The sequence below is a fragment of the Veillonella sp. ZSJB6 genome, from assembly GCF_051549505.1.
Lineage (GTDB): Bacteria > Bacillota > Negativicutes > Veillonellales > Veillonellaceae > Veillonella.
Window position 1 is genome coordinate 127,990 of sequence record NZ_JBPUGE010000003.1, and the last position, 18,111, is coordinate 146,100.

The 18,111-nt window shown below is 39.8% G+C and carries 13 protein-coding genes; 10 read left to right on the plus strand and 3 right to left on the minus strand.

The annotated features are described in order from the left end of the window. The first annotated feature begins 208 nt into the window (after positions 1-208). The 5 genes from ACSV5T_RS05125 to ACSV5T_RS05145 all read left to right on the plus strand — a co-directional run bounded on the left by ACSV5T_RS05125 (position 209) and on the right by ACSV5T_RS05145 (position 8,810). Positions 209-1,135, plus strand: coding sequence for a hypothetical protein (locus tag ACSV5T_RS05125; protein ID WP_438320440.1), 927 nt, complete (start codon positions 209-211; stop codon positions 1,133-1,135). Between the two features lie 378 nt (positions 1,136-1,513). Then, the gene (ileS, locus tag ACSV5T_RS05130; RefSeq protein WP_438320441.1) at positions 1,514-4,348 is read left to right on the plus strand and encodes an isoleucine--tRNA ligase; all 2,835 of its coding nucleotides are present in this window, start codon (positions 1,514-1,516) and stop codon (positions 4,346-4,348) included. Between the two features lie 728 nt (positions 4,349-5,076). Then, positions 5,077-6,207, plus strand: coding sequence for an inverse autotransporter beta domain-containing protein (locus tag ACSV5T_RS05135; RefSeq protein WP_438320442.1), 1,131 nt, complete (start codon positions 5,077-5,079; stop codon positions 6,205-6,207). 24 nt (positions 6,208-6,231) lie between these two features. Continuing rightward, entirely contained in the window at positions 6,232-7,497 is a 1,266-nt protein-coding gene (locus tag ACSV5T_RS05140; RefSeq protein WP_295825608.1) for an inverse autotransporter beta domain-containing protein, read from the plus strand. A gap of 62 nt (positions 7,498-7,559) precedes the next feature. Beyond that, complete coding sequence (locus ACSV5T_RS05145; protein ID WP_438320443.1) at positions 7,560-8,810, plus strand: inverse autotransporter beta domain-containing protein; 1,251 nt, start codon at positions 7,560-7,562, stop codon at positions 8,808-8,810. 114 nt (positions 8,811-8,924) lie between these two features. On the opposite strand, the gene ACSV5T_RS05150 is transcribed toward ACSV5T_RS05145, so the two are convergent. Both ACSV5T_RS05150 and ACSV5T_RS05155 read right to left on the minus strand, forming a co-directional pair. Further along, positions 8,925-11,294, minus strand: a complete 2,370-nt coding sequence (locus tag ACSV5T_RS05150) for a tetratricopeptide repeat protein (RefSeq protein WP_438320444.1) — start codon at positions 11,292-11,294, stop codon at positions 8,925-8,927. Positions 11,295-11,476: 182 nt separating this feature from the next. Further along, positions 11,477-12,259, minus strand: coding sequence for a basic amino acid ABC transporter substrate-binding protein (locus ACSV5T_RS05155; RefSeq protein WP_295825796.1), 783 nt, complete (start codon positions 12,257-12,259; stop codon positions 11,477-11,479). 248 nt (positions 12,260-12,507) lie between these two features. On the opposite strand from ACSV5T_RS05155, the gene ACSV5T_RS05160 reads away from it, so the two are divergent. Continuing rightward, the gene (locus tag ACSV5T_RS05160) at positions 12,508-13,689 is read left to right on the plus strand and encodes an amidohydrolase (RefSeq protein WP_295825798.1); all 1,182 of its coding nucleotides are present in this window, start codon (positions 12,508-12,510) and stop codon (positions 13,687-13,689) included. Here ACSV5T_RS05160 and ACSV5T_RS05165 read toward each other — a convergent pair. Continuing rightward, on the minus strand, positions 13,682-14,008 hold the full coding sequence (locus ACSV5T_RS05165; protein WP_295794500.1) for a hypothetical protein: 327 nt from the start codon (positions 14,006-14,008) through the stop codon (positions 13,682-13,684). The genes ACSV5T_RS05160 and ACSV5T_RS05165 overlap by 8 nt on opposite strands. Positions 14,009-14,157: 149 nt before the next feature. Here ACSV5T_RS05165 and ACSV5T_RS05170 point away from each other — a divergent pair, with 149 nt between their 5' ends. From ACSV5T_RS05170 to ACSV5T_RS05185, 4 genes are all read left to right on the plus strand, one after another. Beyond that, positions 14,158-15,297 carry an HAD family hydrolase gene (locus ACSV5T_RS05170; RefSeq protein WP_438320445.1) on the plus strand — a complete coding sequence of 380 codons (1,140 nt, stop codon included), beginning with the start codon at positions 14,158-14,160 and terminating at the stop codon, positions 15,295-15,297. Positions 15,298-15,545: 248 nt separating this feature from the next. After that, positions 15,546-15,743 carry a 4Fe-4S dicluster domain-containing protein gene (locus tag ACSV5T_RS05175; RefSeq protein ID WP_295230874.1) on the plus strand — a complete coding sequence of 66 codons (198 nt, stop codon included), beginning with the start codon at positions 15,546-15,548 and terminating at the stop codon, positions 15,741-15,743. Positions 15,744-16,016: 273 nt separating this feature from the next. Further along, positions 16,017-17,552: a glutamine-hydrolyzing GMP synthase gene (gene guaA, locus ACSV5T_RS05180; protein ID WP_438320446.1), complete on the plus strand. Its 1,536-nt coding sequence runs from the start codon at positions 16,017-16,019 to the stop codon at positions 17,550-17,552. A 142-nt stretch (positions 17,553-17,694) separates the two neighbouring features. Then, a complete protein-coding gene (locus ACSV5T_RS05185) occupies positions 17,695-18,111 on the plus strand; it encodes a hypothetical protein (protein ID WP_438320447.1) in 417 nt (138 codons plus the stop codon).

The following is an 18,111-nucleotide window of genomic DNA, read 5'->3' on the forward strand; positions in this document are numbered from 1 at the left end:
TAATCGTATAGAATAACACTAAGGTGGGCCTTGATAGAGCGAAATGTTCGCCCCACAGTTATTATCCAAAATATAATATTTTATACCCCATACTTTGTATGGGGTTTTCTTATGTCTTGTTATTTCCTCATCTTGAATTGGATGTATTAATTTTATACAATATCTGTAATATTAATTTATGGGAATGTAGAGCATTTAGGAGAGATAGATGAGTGGTCAGAATTGGTGGCACCGGATAGGTTTAGTTGTGTGTATCGTGGCGAGTGTAGGCGTTGTAAGTGGTTGTGAGTTTAATATGGATAATTTAAAGACAAATAGTCAGGTGAAAGCTACGCAAAGCGATAGTGAGAAGGAAATCTGGCGCGTTTTTAGATTTTATTTGGCTGCCACAAATGAGTTTAATTTCACTAGTGTAAAATATAGTCATCAACATATGGAAACGGTGCAGCAAGCACAACAAAATGTACCGCTAGCTGAGTTTAAGGTGCGGGATTATGAACGTCTTGAGCAAGAACTCATTGCGGCGCGAGAAGCGGGGCACACACATAGTGACTTGGAAGCAGCTACAGATGCTTTATTACCGGTATTACACGACGTTGTGGTAGTCGTGAAAGAGCTAGATACGTATTATAAAGAAAAACGCTATGAATCAGATAATTATGCATTTGCTCATACGCAGTTGGAGAAGCTTTCATCATTAATCGAAGCATTTGGACCAAAATATAATGCGTTAGATACCATTGTTAAAACCTATCACAAGCAGGAGGGAGAACGTCTTGTTAAGTTGATGCGCAACAATGGGCAGACGAATGGCGCTAATATGGCGGAAATGATGCTTATTTATAGCGGTATAGTAGATCATATTGTGGAGCATAAATCCGATAGTGATTTCCAATGGGTGAAAGCACAGAAGGAAGCAGCCGATGGAATTGGTGCTAAGATTACTGCCGCCGAGGCTCAGAATCGGTTAGAGCAAAAGAGACATCTTGATAAAGCTATTGAGGATTTTATGGCTAATCCTTCTAGTGAAACGGAGGAGGCCGTTGTTGAGCAGTATAATGAAATGGTACGAAGTCCGATGAATTTTAAATTATTAGATTCTGTACAGAAGCCGTATGTGCCACAAGAATTATAATGTGAAATATTATATGTTAAACACGATATAACATTTAGGGTAGAATATATTTGACAAGCTACCCTAATGAGACCTATAATTATCTATTATATGAATATTGCGTTGAAAAAGACGGCATGTCTCAGACGGATTTAGTAGAGACCAAACTCATGGGCTGAAAGGTTTGGAAATCTAGAGATTTGCGGATCACTTTGGAGCAAGCAGGAACCCTGCCGGTGAACACCGTTATATGTCTAAGTGGCTTTCACAATATGAAGCCTAGTTATTTCGTATGCTCGGAATGTTCTAGCTTTCACAGAAGGTCAGTAGGGTGGTACCACGGATATTACGTCCGTCCCTTCGGGGGCGGGCGATTTTTTTATGTAAAAGGAGCACATCATGGATTACGGTAAGACGTTACATTTGCCTGAAACAGAATTCCCAATGCGCGGCAATTTGCCTAAGCGCGAACCAGAAATCTTAAAATTCTGGGAAGACAACAAAATTTATCAAAAACGTTTGGAATTGCGTAAAGACGCGAAACCTTTCATTTTGCATGATGGCCCTCCATATGCGAACGGTAAATTGCACATCGGTCATGCCCTCAACAAAACGTTGAAGGACATCATCATGAAATACAAGACTATGACTGGTCACTATACACGTTATATCCCTGGTTGGGATACACATGGTTTGCCAATCGAGCATGCGGTTATTAAAAACACTGGTCTTAACCGCCATGAAATGGCTCCATTGGACTTGCGCAACAAATGTAAGGAATATGCATTGGAATGCGTAGAAACTCAAAAACAAGACTTCATTCGCTTTGGTGTATTAGGTGAATGGGATCGCCCTTATTTGACATTGCGCCCTGAGTTCGAAGTAAAACAACTTGGTATCTTCGGCGAAATGGCAAAACGCGGCCATATTTACAAAGGGCTTAAAACTGTATACTGGTGTACTCACTGCGAAACTGCATTGGCAGAAGCAGAAATTGAATATGCTGAGAAAAAATCTTTCTCCATTTACGTAAAATTCCCTTACGTATCCGAGAAAAAGGTAACATTGCCAGCTGGCGTAGATCCAAAACAAGCATACTCTGTTATCTGGACAACTACTCCTTGGACAATGCCTGCCAACGTAGCTATTTCCGTTAACCCTGAGCTTGAATACGGCTGGGTAAAAGTAGGCGACGAATACTACTTGATGGCTACTGAACTTGTTGATGCGGCTATGAAAGATATCGGCATCGAAGACTACGAAATCGTAAATCGTTTCTCTGGTGCAGATTTGGAATTGGCTGAATTCAAACATCCATTTGTAGAACGTAATTCTACTGTATTGTGTGGCGACCACGTAACACTTGAAGCAGGTACTGGTTGCGTACATACAGCTCCTGCACACGGTGAAGACGACTTTAACATCGTTATGCGTTATAACAAGGAAGGCAAAACTGAACTTCCTATCGTATCTCTTGTTAACGAAACTGGTAACTACACTAAACAAGTAGACGACAACCGTTATGGCGATACTGAATTCCCATTGGCTGGCGTAGAAATTCACGATGCAGAAGTGCCTGTTATTAAAATCTTGGCGCACAACAATGCATTACTTCACAAATCTAGCTTGCGTCACCAATATGCTCACTGCTGGCGTTGTAAAAACCCTGTCATCTACCGTGCTACAGAACAATGGTTCTCCTCTGTAGATGGTTACCGTCAACAAGCACTTGATGCGATTGACAATCAAGTACAATGGATTCCTAAATGGGGTCATGATCGTATCTTCAACATGGTTCGCGACCGTGGTGACTGGGTAATTTCCCGTCAACGTATTTGGGGCGTGCCAATTCCTATTTACTATTGTGAAAGCTGCGGCGAACACATCATCAACGATGATACTATCAAAGCATTACAAGATAAAGTAGCTGTAGAAGGCTCTGATGCTTGGTGGGCTCACAGTGCAAAAGAATTGTTACCAGAAGGCTTCAAATGTCCTCATTGCGGTCATGATGAGTTCAAAAAAGAAACAGACATCATGGACGTATGGTTCGACTCTGGGTCCTCTTGGGCTGGCGTACTTGAAGTTAATGGCTTAGATGTACCATGTGCTATGTACCTTGAAGGTTCTGACCAACATCGCGGTTGGTTCAACTCTTCCTTGTTAACTGCAGTAGCAACAACAGGTAAAGCACCATACAACTCCGTATTAACTCATGGTTTCGTTGTGGACGGCGAAGGTCGCAAAATGTCTAAATCTGTAGGTAATACAGTAGCTCCTAGCGACATCATCGACGTATATGGCGCTGATGTTATGCGTTTGTGGGTATCCTCTGCGGATTACCAAGCAGACGTACGTTTGTCCAAAGACATCGTAAAACAATTATCCGAAGTATACCGTAAGATCCGTAATACATTCCGCTTCTTGCTTGGTAACGTGGATGACTTCAATCCAAACACTGACAAAGTGGCTTACGCAGATATGTCCGAATTCGATAAATGGGTATTGTTGCGCTTAGAAGAAGTGCGTCAAAAGGTTACTGAAGCGTACGAAAACTATGAATTCCACATGTTGTACCATGCAATTCATAACTTCTGCACAGTAGACTTGAGCTCCATCTACCTTGATGTAATGAAAGATACTATGTATGCTGAAAGCAAAAACAACGTAGCTCGTCGTTCTGCGCAAACAGCAATGTACGAAATTTTAAAAACATTGGTAGCAATGGTATCTCCAGTACTTTCCTTCACAGCAGAAGAAGTTTGGAAATACATGCCTAAAGAAGAAGGTATGCCTGAATCCGTTATGCTTCAAGATTGGCCACAAGGTCATCCTGAACACTTCAACCAAGAATTGGCTGATAAATGGAACCAATTGTTAGACTTGCGTACATCCGTACAAAAAGCATTGGAATTGGCTCGTCAAAACAAAACAATCGGTCACCCATTGGATGCATCCGTTACAGTATACGCTGAAGGCGCTGCATTTGACGCATTGAACGCTCTTGGTGAAGAAGGTTTGGCTAAACTTGTTATCGTATCCGAAGCTCACATCGTAAATGGCGCTGCTCCAGCAGAGGCTGTAAAAGACGAAGAAACAGGCGTTGCAACAGTAGTTGCTCCATCTGAACTTGAAAAATGTGAACGCTGCTGGATCCACCGCGATACAGTAGGTCAAGATAGCGAACATCCTACACTTTGCCACCGTTGTGCAGAGGTTGTTAAATCTCTATAATTATAGATAAAACCATACAATCTATACTCACAGATACAAGATTACATACTATGAGTTAATCATATACATTGTTTATTCTGTAATCTATAAATAAGAAACCCTTCTCTAATATTCTTTAGTTCGGTTTGAACTGGGAATGTAGAGAAGGGTTTTCTATTATGATCAAGTTTCGTAGGTGCAGATATCTTAGTTTACAAAATATTAAGAAAATATATAGAATTATGAATTCGTTGTATGCTATCTTTCTCATAAAACTATCTATCATAATTAGTACTTTATTGTTTTCCTCATGAAAAATTAATGTGTAAAAATTTACTCATTTCATATTAAACTTAATATCCTCGTTTAAGATGTTTATAGTTAGTTTAGTTATTGTGCTTATATGAGAAGGAGGAAGAGCAATGGTAGCAACTATCGTTAAAGCAATTTTGGCTGCACTTACTGGTTTAGCAAACGCAATCTTGCCTTTATTCAAATAACAATTTCATTCCCCAGAAAAAAGACCACCCAGCTTGCGGGTGGTCTTTTTCTTATGCCTGAAAATAGAAATCAATTTGTAACATAATGATTTAGAGAATCTTTAAGTGTCGTTTAACTATAAGGAGTTATATTGACTATAGAAACAAGCATACCTATAATGAAGATGAATTAACCATGAAATGAACGTGAAGGACGGGCAGTGTTGTGTGGTTTTATTTCTTATGCAAAACGAGGGGAGCGTATAAGTCATGAGAAGAAACATAATTATTAAGGCGTTGGTGTTAGGGGCTATAGGATGTGCGTTTAGTGCTACAGGTTTTGCAGCAGATGTACAAAATGGACATGGCCAAGGTATTACAGATTCTACTACAGAAGTGAATGGGGCTAAGCATGAAGCGGTTCGTTCTAGTTGGATGGATCGTACAGATATTATAGTCGGTACCCAATCTAAGGTAGGGGCTCAAGTTTCGGTAGAAACATTACAACCCTTAACCCATTATGATGAAAACTCTAAATCAGTTCTATTCGTACAAGGTGGCATCGGTAAAGGCGGACAAGAGGATCAAGCTAGCTATTTCTCTGGTGGCAATGGGGGATATTGGTATCCATACAATCCAGTTACTAAAAAAGGCGAACAACGGTATAGACCTGAAGAACATCATAATACTAAATCATTGGGAACTGTTGCTAATGTCGGATTAGGCTATCGGATTCTCAGTAAACATGAACATGCATATGTAGGTGTTAATACGTTTTATGATCATTCCTTCTCGAAAAAATATAACCGTATTAGCGGTGGCTTGGAATATGTATCTGGCTTTAACGAAGTTCGCGCTAATATCTATAAGGGATTAAATAGTACAAAATCTGAACCTTATAATGTACCTTTATATGAAGGTTATTTTGAATTCTTGTTAGATGGTGGCACTGCAGGTTATACAGTTTACAAGTCTCAAAAAGCATTGTCCGGATATGATGTAAGCTATGCACGCACCTTTAAGAATGCTCGTTGGGCACGTGCTTATGTAGGTGCTTATCATTGGAATGGCTTAGGCGCCACAACACATGGTGAAGGTCCTGCCTTAACTCTTAATGTTGGTAAAAGCCATGGCTGGCAAGCTGGTACTACATTACAACTTACACCACATGTTTCTCTAGATGTAGGGTATACATCAGATAATAACAACTCTAGTGGTGCCTATGGTTTTGTTAAATACACATTAGGTACATCCAAGTTTGCTTGGCATGGTGGTAAGCATAGTGATGATACTATTACCAATGCACGGGCTAGAATGTTAGATAAAGTAGATCGCAGTCCGATGCGAGTAGGTAATACCTATGAAGAATTCTGGATGGTAGTACCTTATGATCACTTATAAAGGCTAGTGGGGAGACAGTAATATATGATAAGCAAGTTAGTATTTAGAGCCATGGTTTTAGGTGCTGTAGCATGTGCGTTTAGTGCTACAGGTTTTGCAGCAGATGTACAAAATGGACATGGCCAAGGTATTACAGATTCTACTACAGAAGTGAATGGGGCTAAGCATGAAGCGGTTCGTTCCAATTGGTTAGATCGAACAGATATTGCCGTAGGTGTTCAAACTGGTGGTACATCTGATTCGCATAAGGGGATGTTCCCTAGTGATTATAATAATAACTTTTACAATACAAAATCAGATTACGGGAATATCACTAAAGCCTATATAGAAACATTACAACCTATTACCCATTATGATGAAAACTCTAAGAGCGTTGTGTTCGTACAAGGTCGTATTGGCCGTGGTGGTGAGAAAATCTCCTCTAAAGAGGTAAGAGGTTATTTCACTCCAGACCTTGTAATGTCACCATTTGGGTTTGATGTTTTTACGGAAATCAATACAGATGAAAAAACATCTGAGTCGTTAGGAACAGTTGGTAGCTTAGGTGTTGGTTATCGTATTCTTAGTAAACATGAACATGCTTATGTAGGTGTTAACGCTTTTGTAGATCGTGCTTTCACAGGAAATTACAATCGTATCAGCGGTGGTGTAGAGTATGTGAATGGACTCAACGAAGTGTATGCTAATGTGTATAGAGGCCTTGGTGATAAGGAGCTCGTAAAAGGCGGTGGCGGTAATCCATATCCTAAACGCTTGTATCCTAATGGCTATCCAGATACATTCCCATACAATACCATTCCTAGTGAAAATTATAATACCTATGTAGGTGGTGGCGTGTTAGATGGATATGAAATAGGGATTGTAAGGTCCTTTAAAAATGCACGTTGGGCTCGTACCTATGTAAATGGGTATCGTTGGAATGGCAATGGATTTAGCCACAAACAAGAATATAATTGGGGTCGTCCAGGTCATTGGTCTGTACCATGGTTTACTGCACGAAATGCTAACCATTATAAAGGCATTAAAATTGGTGCTGAATTACAGTTAACACCACATATATCTTTAGATATTGGGTATAACAATGCCAATAACATGTCGAAAGGGATGTATGGCACTCTTAAATATACATTAGGTACATCTAAATTTGCCTTCTGGGGTGGCAAGCATAGTGATGATACGATTACTACAGCTCGCTCTAAAATGCTAGATAAGGTACGTCGTCAAGACATGATTGTAGAATCCTTTGATGACATTGAATACGATTATTTGGCGCCAATTGATCATCTATAATACCACTGTAGTTTAGATTATAGATATTAAATAAGACATGTAATAATAGGAAAGTAATTTATATGAGCAAGACATTAATGATAAAAGCAATGGTTTTAGGTGCTGTAGCATGTGCATTTAGTGCTACAGGTTTTGCAGCAGATGTACAAAATGGACATGGCCAAGGTATTGCAGATTCTACTACAGAAGTGAATGGGGCTAAGCATGATGCGGTTCGTTCTAACTGGATGGATCGTACAGATATCGTAGTTGGCGTTGGTATGAAAAATTCTGAAGAGTCGAGTAGCCATCACTTCCATAATTTTACGCCTTGGGAAAATCATCCTATTGTGGGGACTTCTGATAAATCCAAATCTACAGAACTCAACAAGTTATACATTGAGACATTACAACCTATAATCCATTACGATGAAAATGCTAAAAGTGTTGTCTTTGTACAAGGTCGTATTGGACGCAGTGGAGAAAAGATATCCTCTAATAAATTAAATAATTATTGGGTTCCAGCTAGACCTGCAGGGACGTTTACGGTATATAATGGGCAAACAGATAAGGAAGAGTCCTTAGGTGTAAATGCTAATGTTGGTGTAGGGTATCGTCGCCTTAGTAAAGGTGAGCATGCTTACGTTGGTGTTAATGCATTCTATGACCATGCATTTAAAAATGGATATAAACGTGTTAGTGGTGGCTTAGAATATGTGGTAGGGCTTAATGAATTCCATGCCAATATTTATAAAAATTTAGGATCTAATGAAAGAAAATATATAGGCCTTCATGGGCGAACTGATACATGGTATGATCCTACAGGATTGTATCCATATGGAATGGATCCTGATCAAAGTCTTTATGATTATGCTAGGGTTGATTATGAAAATCACTGGGCTCTAAGTGAAAATACTGTAGCTAGAGGTTATGATATTGGCTATGCTCGAACATTTAAAAATGCTAGATGGGCTCGTGTCTATGCAGACTATTATAACTGGCGTGGTAGAGAGGCTGTAAAAGTAGGGTATTATAAATTACCTAAACGCGATGCTATTAAAGGCTTTAAAGTGGGGGCAGAATTCCATATTACACCACATCTTACTCTTGATGCGGGTTATAAAACAGCGTCTCATCATTTGAGTGGTCCTTATGCAACTTTGAAATATACAATCGGTACATCTAAGTTTGCTTGGCGTGGTGGTAAACATAGTGAAAGTGCCATTACAACAGCACGCTCTAAGATGCTTGATAAGGTACATCGCAGTGATATGGTTGTACAAGAAACTGTAGAAGAAACTTATGATCATGGCGTTGTCGATGTAGGTTTATAGGGGCTTCCGCATACACTACCCTCATGATTATTTATAATAGTTTAGCTTGTTCATAGGTTATAAAAAAGGAGCTAGTACATTATGTACTAGCTCTTTTTATGTTCTTGGTTATTTCTATTGTAATGCCTTAGGTACGCTGAGTTTTTTCCAGTTGTCTAGCTCAGGGATTTCTAAGGTATTAATCGTTTTTTGAATCCAGTAGTTTAATGATACTTCGTTACCTAAATGTTGTTCAAATAAATAGGTATTACCTGGCGTATCTAGAGGTTTTCCATCTTTGTCTATGGAGTGACGCACGGATTCTTTCAAATAGAGTTGGACTCTAAATGGATTTGCGTGATTACCTCTGAAAATGAAATAAGATGGGCCGATAAAGTCATGGGTACGGACATTAATTTGTTCGTACTTTTTATCTTTTAAGCCTTGTAATGCAGTTTGTATCATCGCGTTAGCATCATCGTATTCTTCAAGTAGAAATGCCTGTTGATCTACATCGAGTACATAATGCCAAGTTGGCTTTTCCTCGTTCGTTTCGATGGACCAGTTATCTCCTAATGCAGGTAATTGGTGCGTATCGTAGAGGTCTTTTAATAGCTGAATGGTATTCTCTTTTTTGAATAGTGCTCGATAGATCATCTCTTGACCTTCTGTAGGGTCATAACCATGTATTCTGACTTGGTACGTATCACGTAGCATACGCTTTACATCTAGCTTAAAAATGTTGCGTAGCTTGTCTGGAACGGATAGGAAATGATTGTAAAAGCTAAGTTTCATTTCGTCTTGTGATGCTAAGGCGTGCTCGATGGTTTGCCAATCATATAAGGTAGTGTCCCATAAGAAGTCATCCATGTTTACAGATAAACGTGCTGCATTTTGAGGCCATTCAGTATGACCAGGACGTACTGTTGTAGTAGACTCTGTAATACCTTCCTTGTAACGCCAATGACCATCGACTTGTTCGAAGGCCGCTAATCGTTCTTCTGCTTCATCATCGATAGGAATACCCTTTAACTCTTCATCTAGATTAGCTTTGTGAGACAGAATGTATTGATGGGATTCTTCGTAATAGGCTACAGCAGTATCTAAATCAGGTTTGCCTGTAACATAGCCTTTTTCATAGGCATAGCCTAAGGCAACGCGCGTTAAAGCTCGTGTAATATCGTAGAAGAGAACGCGGTCTTCCTCTTCTAATGCGCGCTTTTCTTCCTCTAGTACACGTGTTAAGGATTGAACACCAAAGCGTATATTCTTGGTTACACCGAAACCGTGAATGCGCATATAACCAATGTATGGCAAGGAGAACATAAAGCGCTCTTTTGTGGCTGCCATGTGGGTTAAGTCTGCAATGAGGCCCCAGTCTAGCGGTAGGTGACCAATGTGGAAGATATAGCAAAAGGCAGCTTGTAATGCTGCATAGCCGGCATCACTAAAATACTTAGTAGCTGCACGGCGGTAGAGTCCAATTGCTTTTACAGGATCATAAGGAATGACTCTGCGTAGCTCTTTAGTATCATAGAAATGATAGTAGTAATCTGCTAATTCAGCGGTACTTTCAGCTTGACCCAAGGCGGCACCTTTCGTAAACCATGTGAAAGCATCCTCGAATTTTCCGTTTTCATGACAGTCTAGACCGGTGTAGAGCATCATGGTTGGATTACCTAGCTCAGCAGCGGTTAACGCTACGCGGCGCGCATTATTAAAATCGCCTTCGTCGATATAGATATTGCGTAAATTGCCTTGAAACATGGCGAGCCCGTTATCGAGGGCTTTGTTAAACCATTCTTTGGCGAGTTTTGTAGCATTCTCTTGCAATGAATCGTCTGAAACCGTACCTTGCAAGGCCGTAAGGCGGTCTTGTATAGAACCTTTTTGCAGGCTCTGTTGGATGCGTTTCGCCAAACTGAGGCGAGGTGGTGTAATCATATCCCTTGCAAGGTTAATACGGTCGTCATCACGCCAGAAAAAGACATTGCCTATAATGTATTGGCAGAAGGCATCACCTTGCTCCGCGTAGTTGTAGACGATCCGAAACGCATCGTCAAAGGATATTAACATATCCTTTTCAACAGTAGGTGTAATCGTTCCATTGATACGCAATGCTTGTAAGGTGCCAATAGGACTACAACGGCGAATGCTATCGTGCAAGCATTGATAAGTGCGCATGTTGTTTTCAGGGAAGTTTGATTCCTCCCATGTAAATCGTGGACCTGCGTAGATACGAGCCAATAAAGCATACGCATCAGCTATCTCGCGAGCCTCTGGATCATTAGCTATTTTTAATGCGTCCTCTTTGGTGTCGATTTCGTTTTCCAGCGAGGTGGTCATATCATTTCTTAGCGCTCGATGATTCGGTTGCTCAGGGGTATGTTGATTATTTACAATCAGTTCTAATTGGCGCAAACCTTCTTGGGCCATTTCTTGATTGTATGATTTAAAAATCATGTGGAAGACCTTTTGTAGGCGTTCCGTAAAGTACTGTGCCATAAGGCCTCCTTTAATTAGTTACATTTACTATAGAATACGTATTTATTATATAACGAACGCAAGGGACCGTAAAAGAGGGATAGAATAAAAAATCCCCTCTGAAAAAACTTTGAAATCACAATACTGTGGGTTCTGTAGTCTTTCAGAGGGGTCATATTTATCCTAGTTCATAGGGATAGATATTATTTTTTGTTGTAATCGCCGAACCATTTGTCGTAGATTTTTTGGTAAGTGCCGTCTTCTTTAAGTTCTTTAAGAGCTTTGTTAACAGCTTCTTGTAAAGCTTTGTTGCCTTTTTTAACGCCAAGAACTGTACCTTCAGCTTTAGTAGGTTCGCCTACGAGTTTAAGGTCTTGATCAGCACCTTGTTTGAGGTAGTACATAGCCACTGCATTATCGATGATAGCACCGTCGATTGTACCAGCTTTCAATTCCATGAAGATATTAGCATTGGAATCGATTTGTTTTACTGTTGTACCAGGAATTTTTTGAGCCATTTCAACAGGGATTGTACCGATTTGAGCACCTACAGTTTTACCTGCTAATTCATCCATGTTGTGGATTGTTGTGTTGTCTTTACGAACAACTGTGATGAAACCGCCTTGGTCGAAGTATACATCGGAGAAGTCCAATGCTTTTTCACGTTCAGGTGTAGCGTTGATACCTGCTGCGATCATATCGATATCGCCAGATTGAACTGCTGGAATCAAAGCATCGAAGCCCATGGATTTGAATTCCATTTTTAAACCTAATTTTTTCGCAATTGCTTCGGACAAATCAACGTCGAAACCAACGTATTTGTCGCCTTCAGTGAATTCGAATGGTGGGAATGTAGTTTCAGAACCTACACGCAATACACCTTCTTGTTGTGTCATTTTTGGTTTGTCATTGCCACAACCAGCCAATAAACTCATTGCTGCTACCGCTACGAGGGCGATGGCTGTCAATTTTTTGAACTTAAACATAGAAACCTCCTCAAACATCCATATACATGGTTTATCAAATTCTGTTTATATTGTACGGAATTTTACAATAATAGGCAATAACATTGTATAATTAAGAGTAAATGAGTTTTATATTTATCATTATATTTAAAATTTTTATTTAAGATGGCTCTCTCTTAGGCCATATTTTATAGTAATATAACATTTTCCATTTTAGGTTGTAGAGCATCTTCATTCTTTACAATCATTGACGTATATATGGAGGCACTATGTCCCTTATCAATACATTTTCTGATCTTTGTAAAAGCTTCGCACCTGATGCGTTTGCTATCAATTATACATTAGCTAAGAACCCTGAACTGTCGAGTCATGAATTTGAGTCCGTTAAAACGATCGGCGCTGTTCTTGAAAAACATGGCATGGATGTTACCTATGAATTCTGTAATTTGCCGACAGCGTTCAAGGCTTCTGTTGTGAAAGTAGATCATCCAAAAGGTCGTTTGGCAATTTTATGTGAATACGATGCACTCCCTGAAGTAGGCCATGCATGTGGTCACTCTGCCAGTGGCTCTATGAGTGTTCTGGCAGCATTAACACTACATAAAATGCAACAAGACGGCGTTGCTTTCAATATGGACATTGATATTATCGGTACACCTGATGAAGAAGCCACCGGCTGTAAGGTGGATATGTGTAACGCAGGGGTGTTTAAAGATTATGATTTTGCTATCATGGTTCACCTTGATGGGGAAGAAACACGACCTAATTCACAATTCTTGGCGCTGGACTGTTTCCGCGCTCGTTATCATGGTAAACCAGCTCATGCAGCTGGTGAGCCTTGGAATGGTATTAATGCGGTGAATGGGGTGCAACTCGCCATCCATGCTATGGATATGATGCGTCAACAAGTACGACCAGAAAGTCGTATTGGTACGTGGATCATTGCTGGTGGTACTGCATCCAATGTCATTCCTGAATTTGGCGAATTAGAGGTAACCGTACGTCATACTGAACGTGAATATTTGAATGGTCTATCTGAACAGATTAAGAACATCTTTGAAGGGGCCGCTCTCTGTACTAGCACTACTGTAGATGTAGAGTTCTATGGTAATCCTTATGATGATATGAACCAAAACCATAGAGGAACAGCTCTCATTGAAGACGTAATGTCTGATATGGGCATTGATTTCAAGCCAGGCCCAGCAGATATCGGGGGCAGCTCAGACATTGGTAATGTTAGCTATCAATGTGCTGCATTACATCCTAAATTGCGCCTTGCTGGGGAAGATAAGGTGTGCCACTCTAAAGAATTCGCTGCAGCTATGCTAGAATCTACTATTGAACAAACAATTGTGGATGGAGCCAATATTATAGGCCGCACCTTGTTACGATTGGTAGAAAATCCAGCTGTATTAGAAGAAATCGTTGCTGAATTTAATGCAACTAAATAAAGCGTTTTCTATATCTATCAGGATGGCTGTAATAGTGTAGGTAGAATTCGTGGTCTTTTTCAGATTTATTAATGATGGATGATAATGAGATGTTTCCGTTTATAAAGCTCTGAATTTTGGTGAAATAGGCACCTAACTCACGGTCGTGATAATAGAGCGTCCAGACCACGTTATTTCCCGCGATGACTGGAATGTACTTAAACTCAAGGAATTCAAATAAACCAGCGATAGTGATATCATCTGGAACGACAAATTCCTCCCGATGATGATTCATATCATCGCCTGCACAAACTGCATCTCGATCAATTATGATACGCATATGATTTCACTTCCTATCTATGCCTTATATACTATCTATGTCTTACATACTATCTGTGTATTCTTTTAACAGATATATTTGTAACTATTACTGTACTACTGATTGAAAATAATATCTATCCATTTATATACCGTATTAAAGGAGACATCATGTCCTCAACTGAAACCTTACAAATTAAAAATTATATAGGTCTCACCGGTGATAAACCCATCCGATTCATTGCATCCGACGTAGATGGAACCTTGGTTAATGATGCGAAAGCAATTCCTAATGAGGCTATCGAGGCGATTCGTGCCGCTCGTGAAAGTGGCATTCGTGTAGCCATCGCTTCTGGTCGTGCTTGGAATGAAATGAACGATGTCATCGAGAAGTTGCCATGCTTACGCTATTTTATGTGTACCAATGGTGCCTATGTAATGGATAAAGATGAAAAACGCACTTTATTCCATGTAACATTTGATAAAGAACAGGCCTTATATTTATTGCGTAAACTCTTAACCTATGGCGTTTATGTAGAGGCCTATGTGAAAGATAAAATCTACGGCATGTATCCGCCATCTCGTTGTATTACGCCGGAACGTTTATGTGCCTGTGCAGATGAACGTAATGAGGGCGATGACAGTAACACAAAGAGTTCTCATAGCGTAATGAATAATCATATTTCTGCTGATACAGAAGGTCATCTGCCTGGTGAAACCCATGATCACTATGCCTTAGCCGAAGGTGATGAAGCAGCGAATATAAATATGTCTGAGTGTGAAGTGGAACAGTCTAATTTCTTTTTTAGACCTAATATTCGCCCATTTATCTTGGCAACACGTACGATGGTGCCTGATTTACTAGCTCATATGGAAGCCTTAGACGAAGGCCCTGAAAAGATGCAAATCTTTTACGGTGACGAGCCTATGCGCCAACGCATCTTACAAGACTTACGCGATGAATACCAAGGTATGTCTCACGATGGTACAGGCCGTGAACGTTTTTATGATGTATTACTCTCTAGTGAAGGTAACTTAGAGTTCGTATTACCACATACCACAAAGGGGACAGCTGTTGAGGCCTTAGCAAATCACTGGGGCTTTAGTCCAGATGAAGTTATGTCACTGGGCGATAGTGAAAACGATCTATCTATGCTACGCTTTGCTGGCGCTAGCGTTGCTATGGGCAATGGTAAACCGAATATTAAAGAAGCAGCGCGCTACGTGACTACAGATAACAACCACCAAGGCGTGGCAAAGGCTATCTATTCAGCTATTGCGTACAATAATGAATTACTTAAGAATCAGTAATCATATCTAAAATTAGAGATACTACCAGTTAAAAGTAAATTATTCTAATCTGGATTATGATTGATATGTGTAAATCTGAGATACTACCAGTTAAAAATAAATACTTTTAACTGGTAGTATCGGAAATATATATTATTTAGTTGTAATAGCTTAATAGTAAAAGCGTCGGCATTGTACATTGTAATAGAACTTATGGGCCCTAGCGTTCGTAGTAGTTGAGGGACAATCAAAGATCGGAGGTGATGTAAATGGGGAATCTAAAATTTCATATTGATGACACTTGTGTAAAGTGTGGTGCGTGTGCTGTGGATTGTCCCGTTCAATGCATCACCAAAGGGGAGACTCAGTTTAACATTGGAAAAGGCTGCATTGGATGTGGCGATTGTTACTCCATCTGTCCAGTGGGGGCCGTTAAAATGTCTAAACGCGAGGATCATAAAGAGTAGGATTTAACATAAAGAGCTGGCCAGAGTAGGGGATAGCTGGTAGTTGTTGGAATAGGTTAGGTTCATTTCAGGAAAATATATTAAAATCCGAACGTTAAAATCTTTTTTATAAATTTCATACGGGATATATGGAGTCCATATACTTCGTATGGTATAATGAAATGTAATGAAATTTAGCGTTTTGCTCGAGAAAACGCACCGCCAGTACAGAAATGTATGGGCATTAAAAAATGGTGAATATACTTTCACAAATAGATGCATATGGAGGAAGGCATGGAAAACAAGGAATTTGTTATTGTTGTTGACTTTGGTGGTCAATATAATCAATTGATCGCGCGCCGTGTTCGTGAAAATCACGTATACTGCGAAGTATATCCATACAACAAAGCGCTGGAAAAAATTAAAGAATTAAAGCCGCAAGGTATTATCTTCACAGGTGGCCCAAACAGCGTGTATGAAGAAAATTCTCCTAAAATTGAAAAAGAGATTTTTGAACTTGGTATTCCAGTTCTTGGCATGTGCTATGGTATGCAGTTTATGGCACACACATTGGGTGGCGAAGTTAAATCTGCAGACAACCGTGAATTTGGTAAAACTCCTACTAAAGTGGATACCACATCTCCATTGTTCAAAGGCTTGGACGAAGATCAAGTTGTTTGGATGTCCCACGTTGACTATGTAGCAAAAGTACCTGAAGGTTTTGAAATCGTTGCTCATACAAAAGACTGCCCTGTTGCATCCATGCAAAACAAAGAGCGTAAATTATATGCTATGCAATACCATGCAGAAGTGTTGCACACTGAACATGGTAAAGAAATGCTTCACAACTTCTTGTACGAAGTATGTGGTTTCACAGGCACATGGACAATGGCAAACTATGCAAAAACGGCCATTGAAGAAATCCGTAACACTGTAGGCGATGGTAAAGTATTGTTAGCATTGTCCGGCGGTGTAGATAGCTCCGTTGCAGCAGCTCTTATTTCTAAAGCTGTAGGCGACCAATTGACTTGTATCTTCGTTGACCATGGCTTGATGCGTAAAAACGAAGGCGACGAAGTTGAAGCTGCTTTCAAAGACTCCGGTATGCATTTCATCCGTGTCGATGCGGAAAAACGTTTCTTAGATAAATTGGCTGGTCTTGAAGATCCAGAAGCGAAACGTAAAGCTATCGGTGAAGAATTCATCCGCGTATTCGAAGACGAAGGCCGTAAAATTGGTTCTGTTGACTTCTTAGCACAAGGTACCATCTACCCTGATGTTATCGAGTCCGGTACTGGCGAAGCGGAAGTTATCAAATCTCACCACAATGTAGGTGGCTTGCCTGCAGTTGTAGACTTTAAAGGCCTTATCGAACCATTGCGTAACCTCTTCAAAGACGAAGTGCGTGAACTTGGTTCTGAATTAGGTTTGGCTGACTACCTCGTATGGCGTCAACCATTCCCAGGTCCTGGTCTTGCTATTCGCGTAATGGGAGAAATCACAAAAGAGAAACTCGACATCTTGCGTGATGCGGACTACATCTTCCGTGACGAAATTGCAAAAGCTGGTCTTGATCGTGACATCAACCAATACTTTGCAGTATTAACATCTACACGTACTGTAGGCGTTATGGGTGATTTCCGTACATACGATTACACATTGGCATTGCGTGGCGTAACCACAACAGACTTCATGACTGCTGACTGGGCGCGCATCCCTTACGACGTATTGGACACAATCTCCCGTCGTATCGTAAACGAAGTACAACACATCAATCGTATCGTGTATGATATTACATCTAAACCACCTGCTACAATTGAGTGGGAATAAGAATAACAAATAATTCTGGCTATACATTTGCCGAAATAAAGCCTCCTGTCATTTTGGCAGGAGGCTTTTATGACTATATATGGTTAATAAATATAATAATATAAGACATAATTTGTTCTTTTAATTATTATTGTTGGAGTATATGAAAATCACAAGATCTTTTGGAGAGTATTTTAAGTATTCTCTCCACGATGCAAGGGTACAAAAAATAGAATACGCAGACGATAATTTAATTTTTACCTTTGATTATATTTTCTTTTATGAGAATGGTGATGAACAGACTCATAAGGCTAAGATTGTATTTAAGAAATGTGATATTGATGATTTAGAAATTCTCGTCTTTAATAGCACCATATTAGATACTTTTACAGGAAAAAGAATTGAGTTACCTCAGTATCAACAGGAGTACAGTGAAAGTGAGTTTGAGGTCATTACGGAGACCTATAATTGGGGACGTGCTGTATTCCAAGGATGGTTATGGACTGAAGGAAATCCCGTTCACTGTATAATGAATATATACTTTACAGGCGATATGGTATATGTAATTGATAAGGCCTAA

Coding starts and splice junctions, on each gene's coding strand:
- ACSV5T_RS05125 (WP_438320440.1), top strand. CDS start 209: ATGAGTGGTCAGAATTGGTGGCACCGGATAGGTTTAGTTGTGTGTATC.
- ileS (WP_438320441.1), top strand. CDS start 1,514: ATGGATTACGGTAAGACGTTACATTTGCCTGAAACAGAATTCCCAATG.
- ACSV5T_RS05135 (WP_438320442.1), top strand. CDS start 5,077: ATGAGAAGAAACATAATTATTAAGGCGTTGGTGTTAGGGGCTATAGGA.
- ACSV5T_RS05140 (WP_295825608.1), top strand. CDS start 6,232: ATGATAAGCAAGTTAGTATTTAGAGCCATGGTTTTAGGTGCTGTAGCA.
- ACSV5T_RS05145 (WP_438320443.1), top strand. CDS start 7,560: ATGAGCAAGACATTAATGATAAAAGCAATGGTTTTAGGTGCTGTAGCA.
- ACSV5T_RS05150 (WP_438320444.1), bottom strand. CDS start 11,294: ATGGCACAGTACTTTACGGAACGCCTACAAAAGGTCTTCCACATGATT.
- ACSV5T_RS05155 (WP_295825796.1), bottom strand. CDS start 12,259: ATGTTTAAGTTCAAAAAATTGACAGCCATCGCCCTCGTAGCGGTAGCA.
- ACSV5T_RS05160 (WP_295825798.1), top strand. CDS start 12,508: ATGTCCCTTATCAATACATTTTCTGATCTTTGTAAAAGCTTCGCACCT.
- ACSV5T_RS05165 (WP_295794500.1), bottom strand. CDS start 14,008: ATGCGTATCATAATTGATCGAGATGCAGTTTGTGCAGGCGATGATATG.
- ACSV5T_RS05170 (WP_438320445.1), top strand. CDS start 14,158: ATGTCCTCAACTGAAACCTTACAAATTAAAAATTATATAGGTCTCACC.
- ACSV5T_RS05175 (WP_295230874.1), top strand. CDS start 15,546: ATGGGGAATCTAAAATTTCATATTGATGACACTTGTGTAAAGTGTGGT.
- guaA (WP_438320446.1), top strand. CDS start 16,017: ATGGAAAACAAGGAATTTGTTATTGTTGTTGACTTTGGTGGTCAATAT.
- ACSV5T_RS05185 (WP_438320447.1), top strand. CDS start 17,695: ATGAAAATCACAAGATCTTTTGGAGAGTATTTTAAGTATTCTCTCCAC.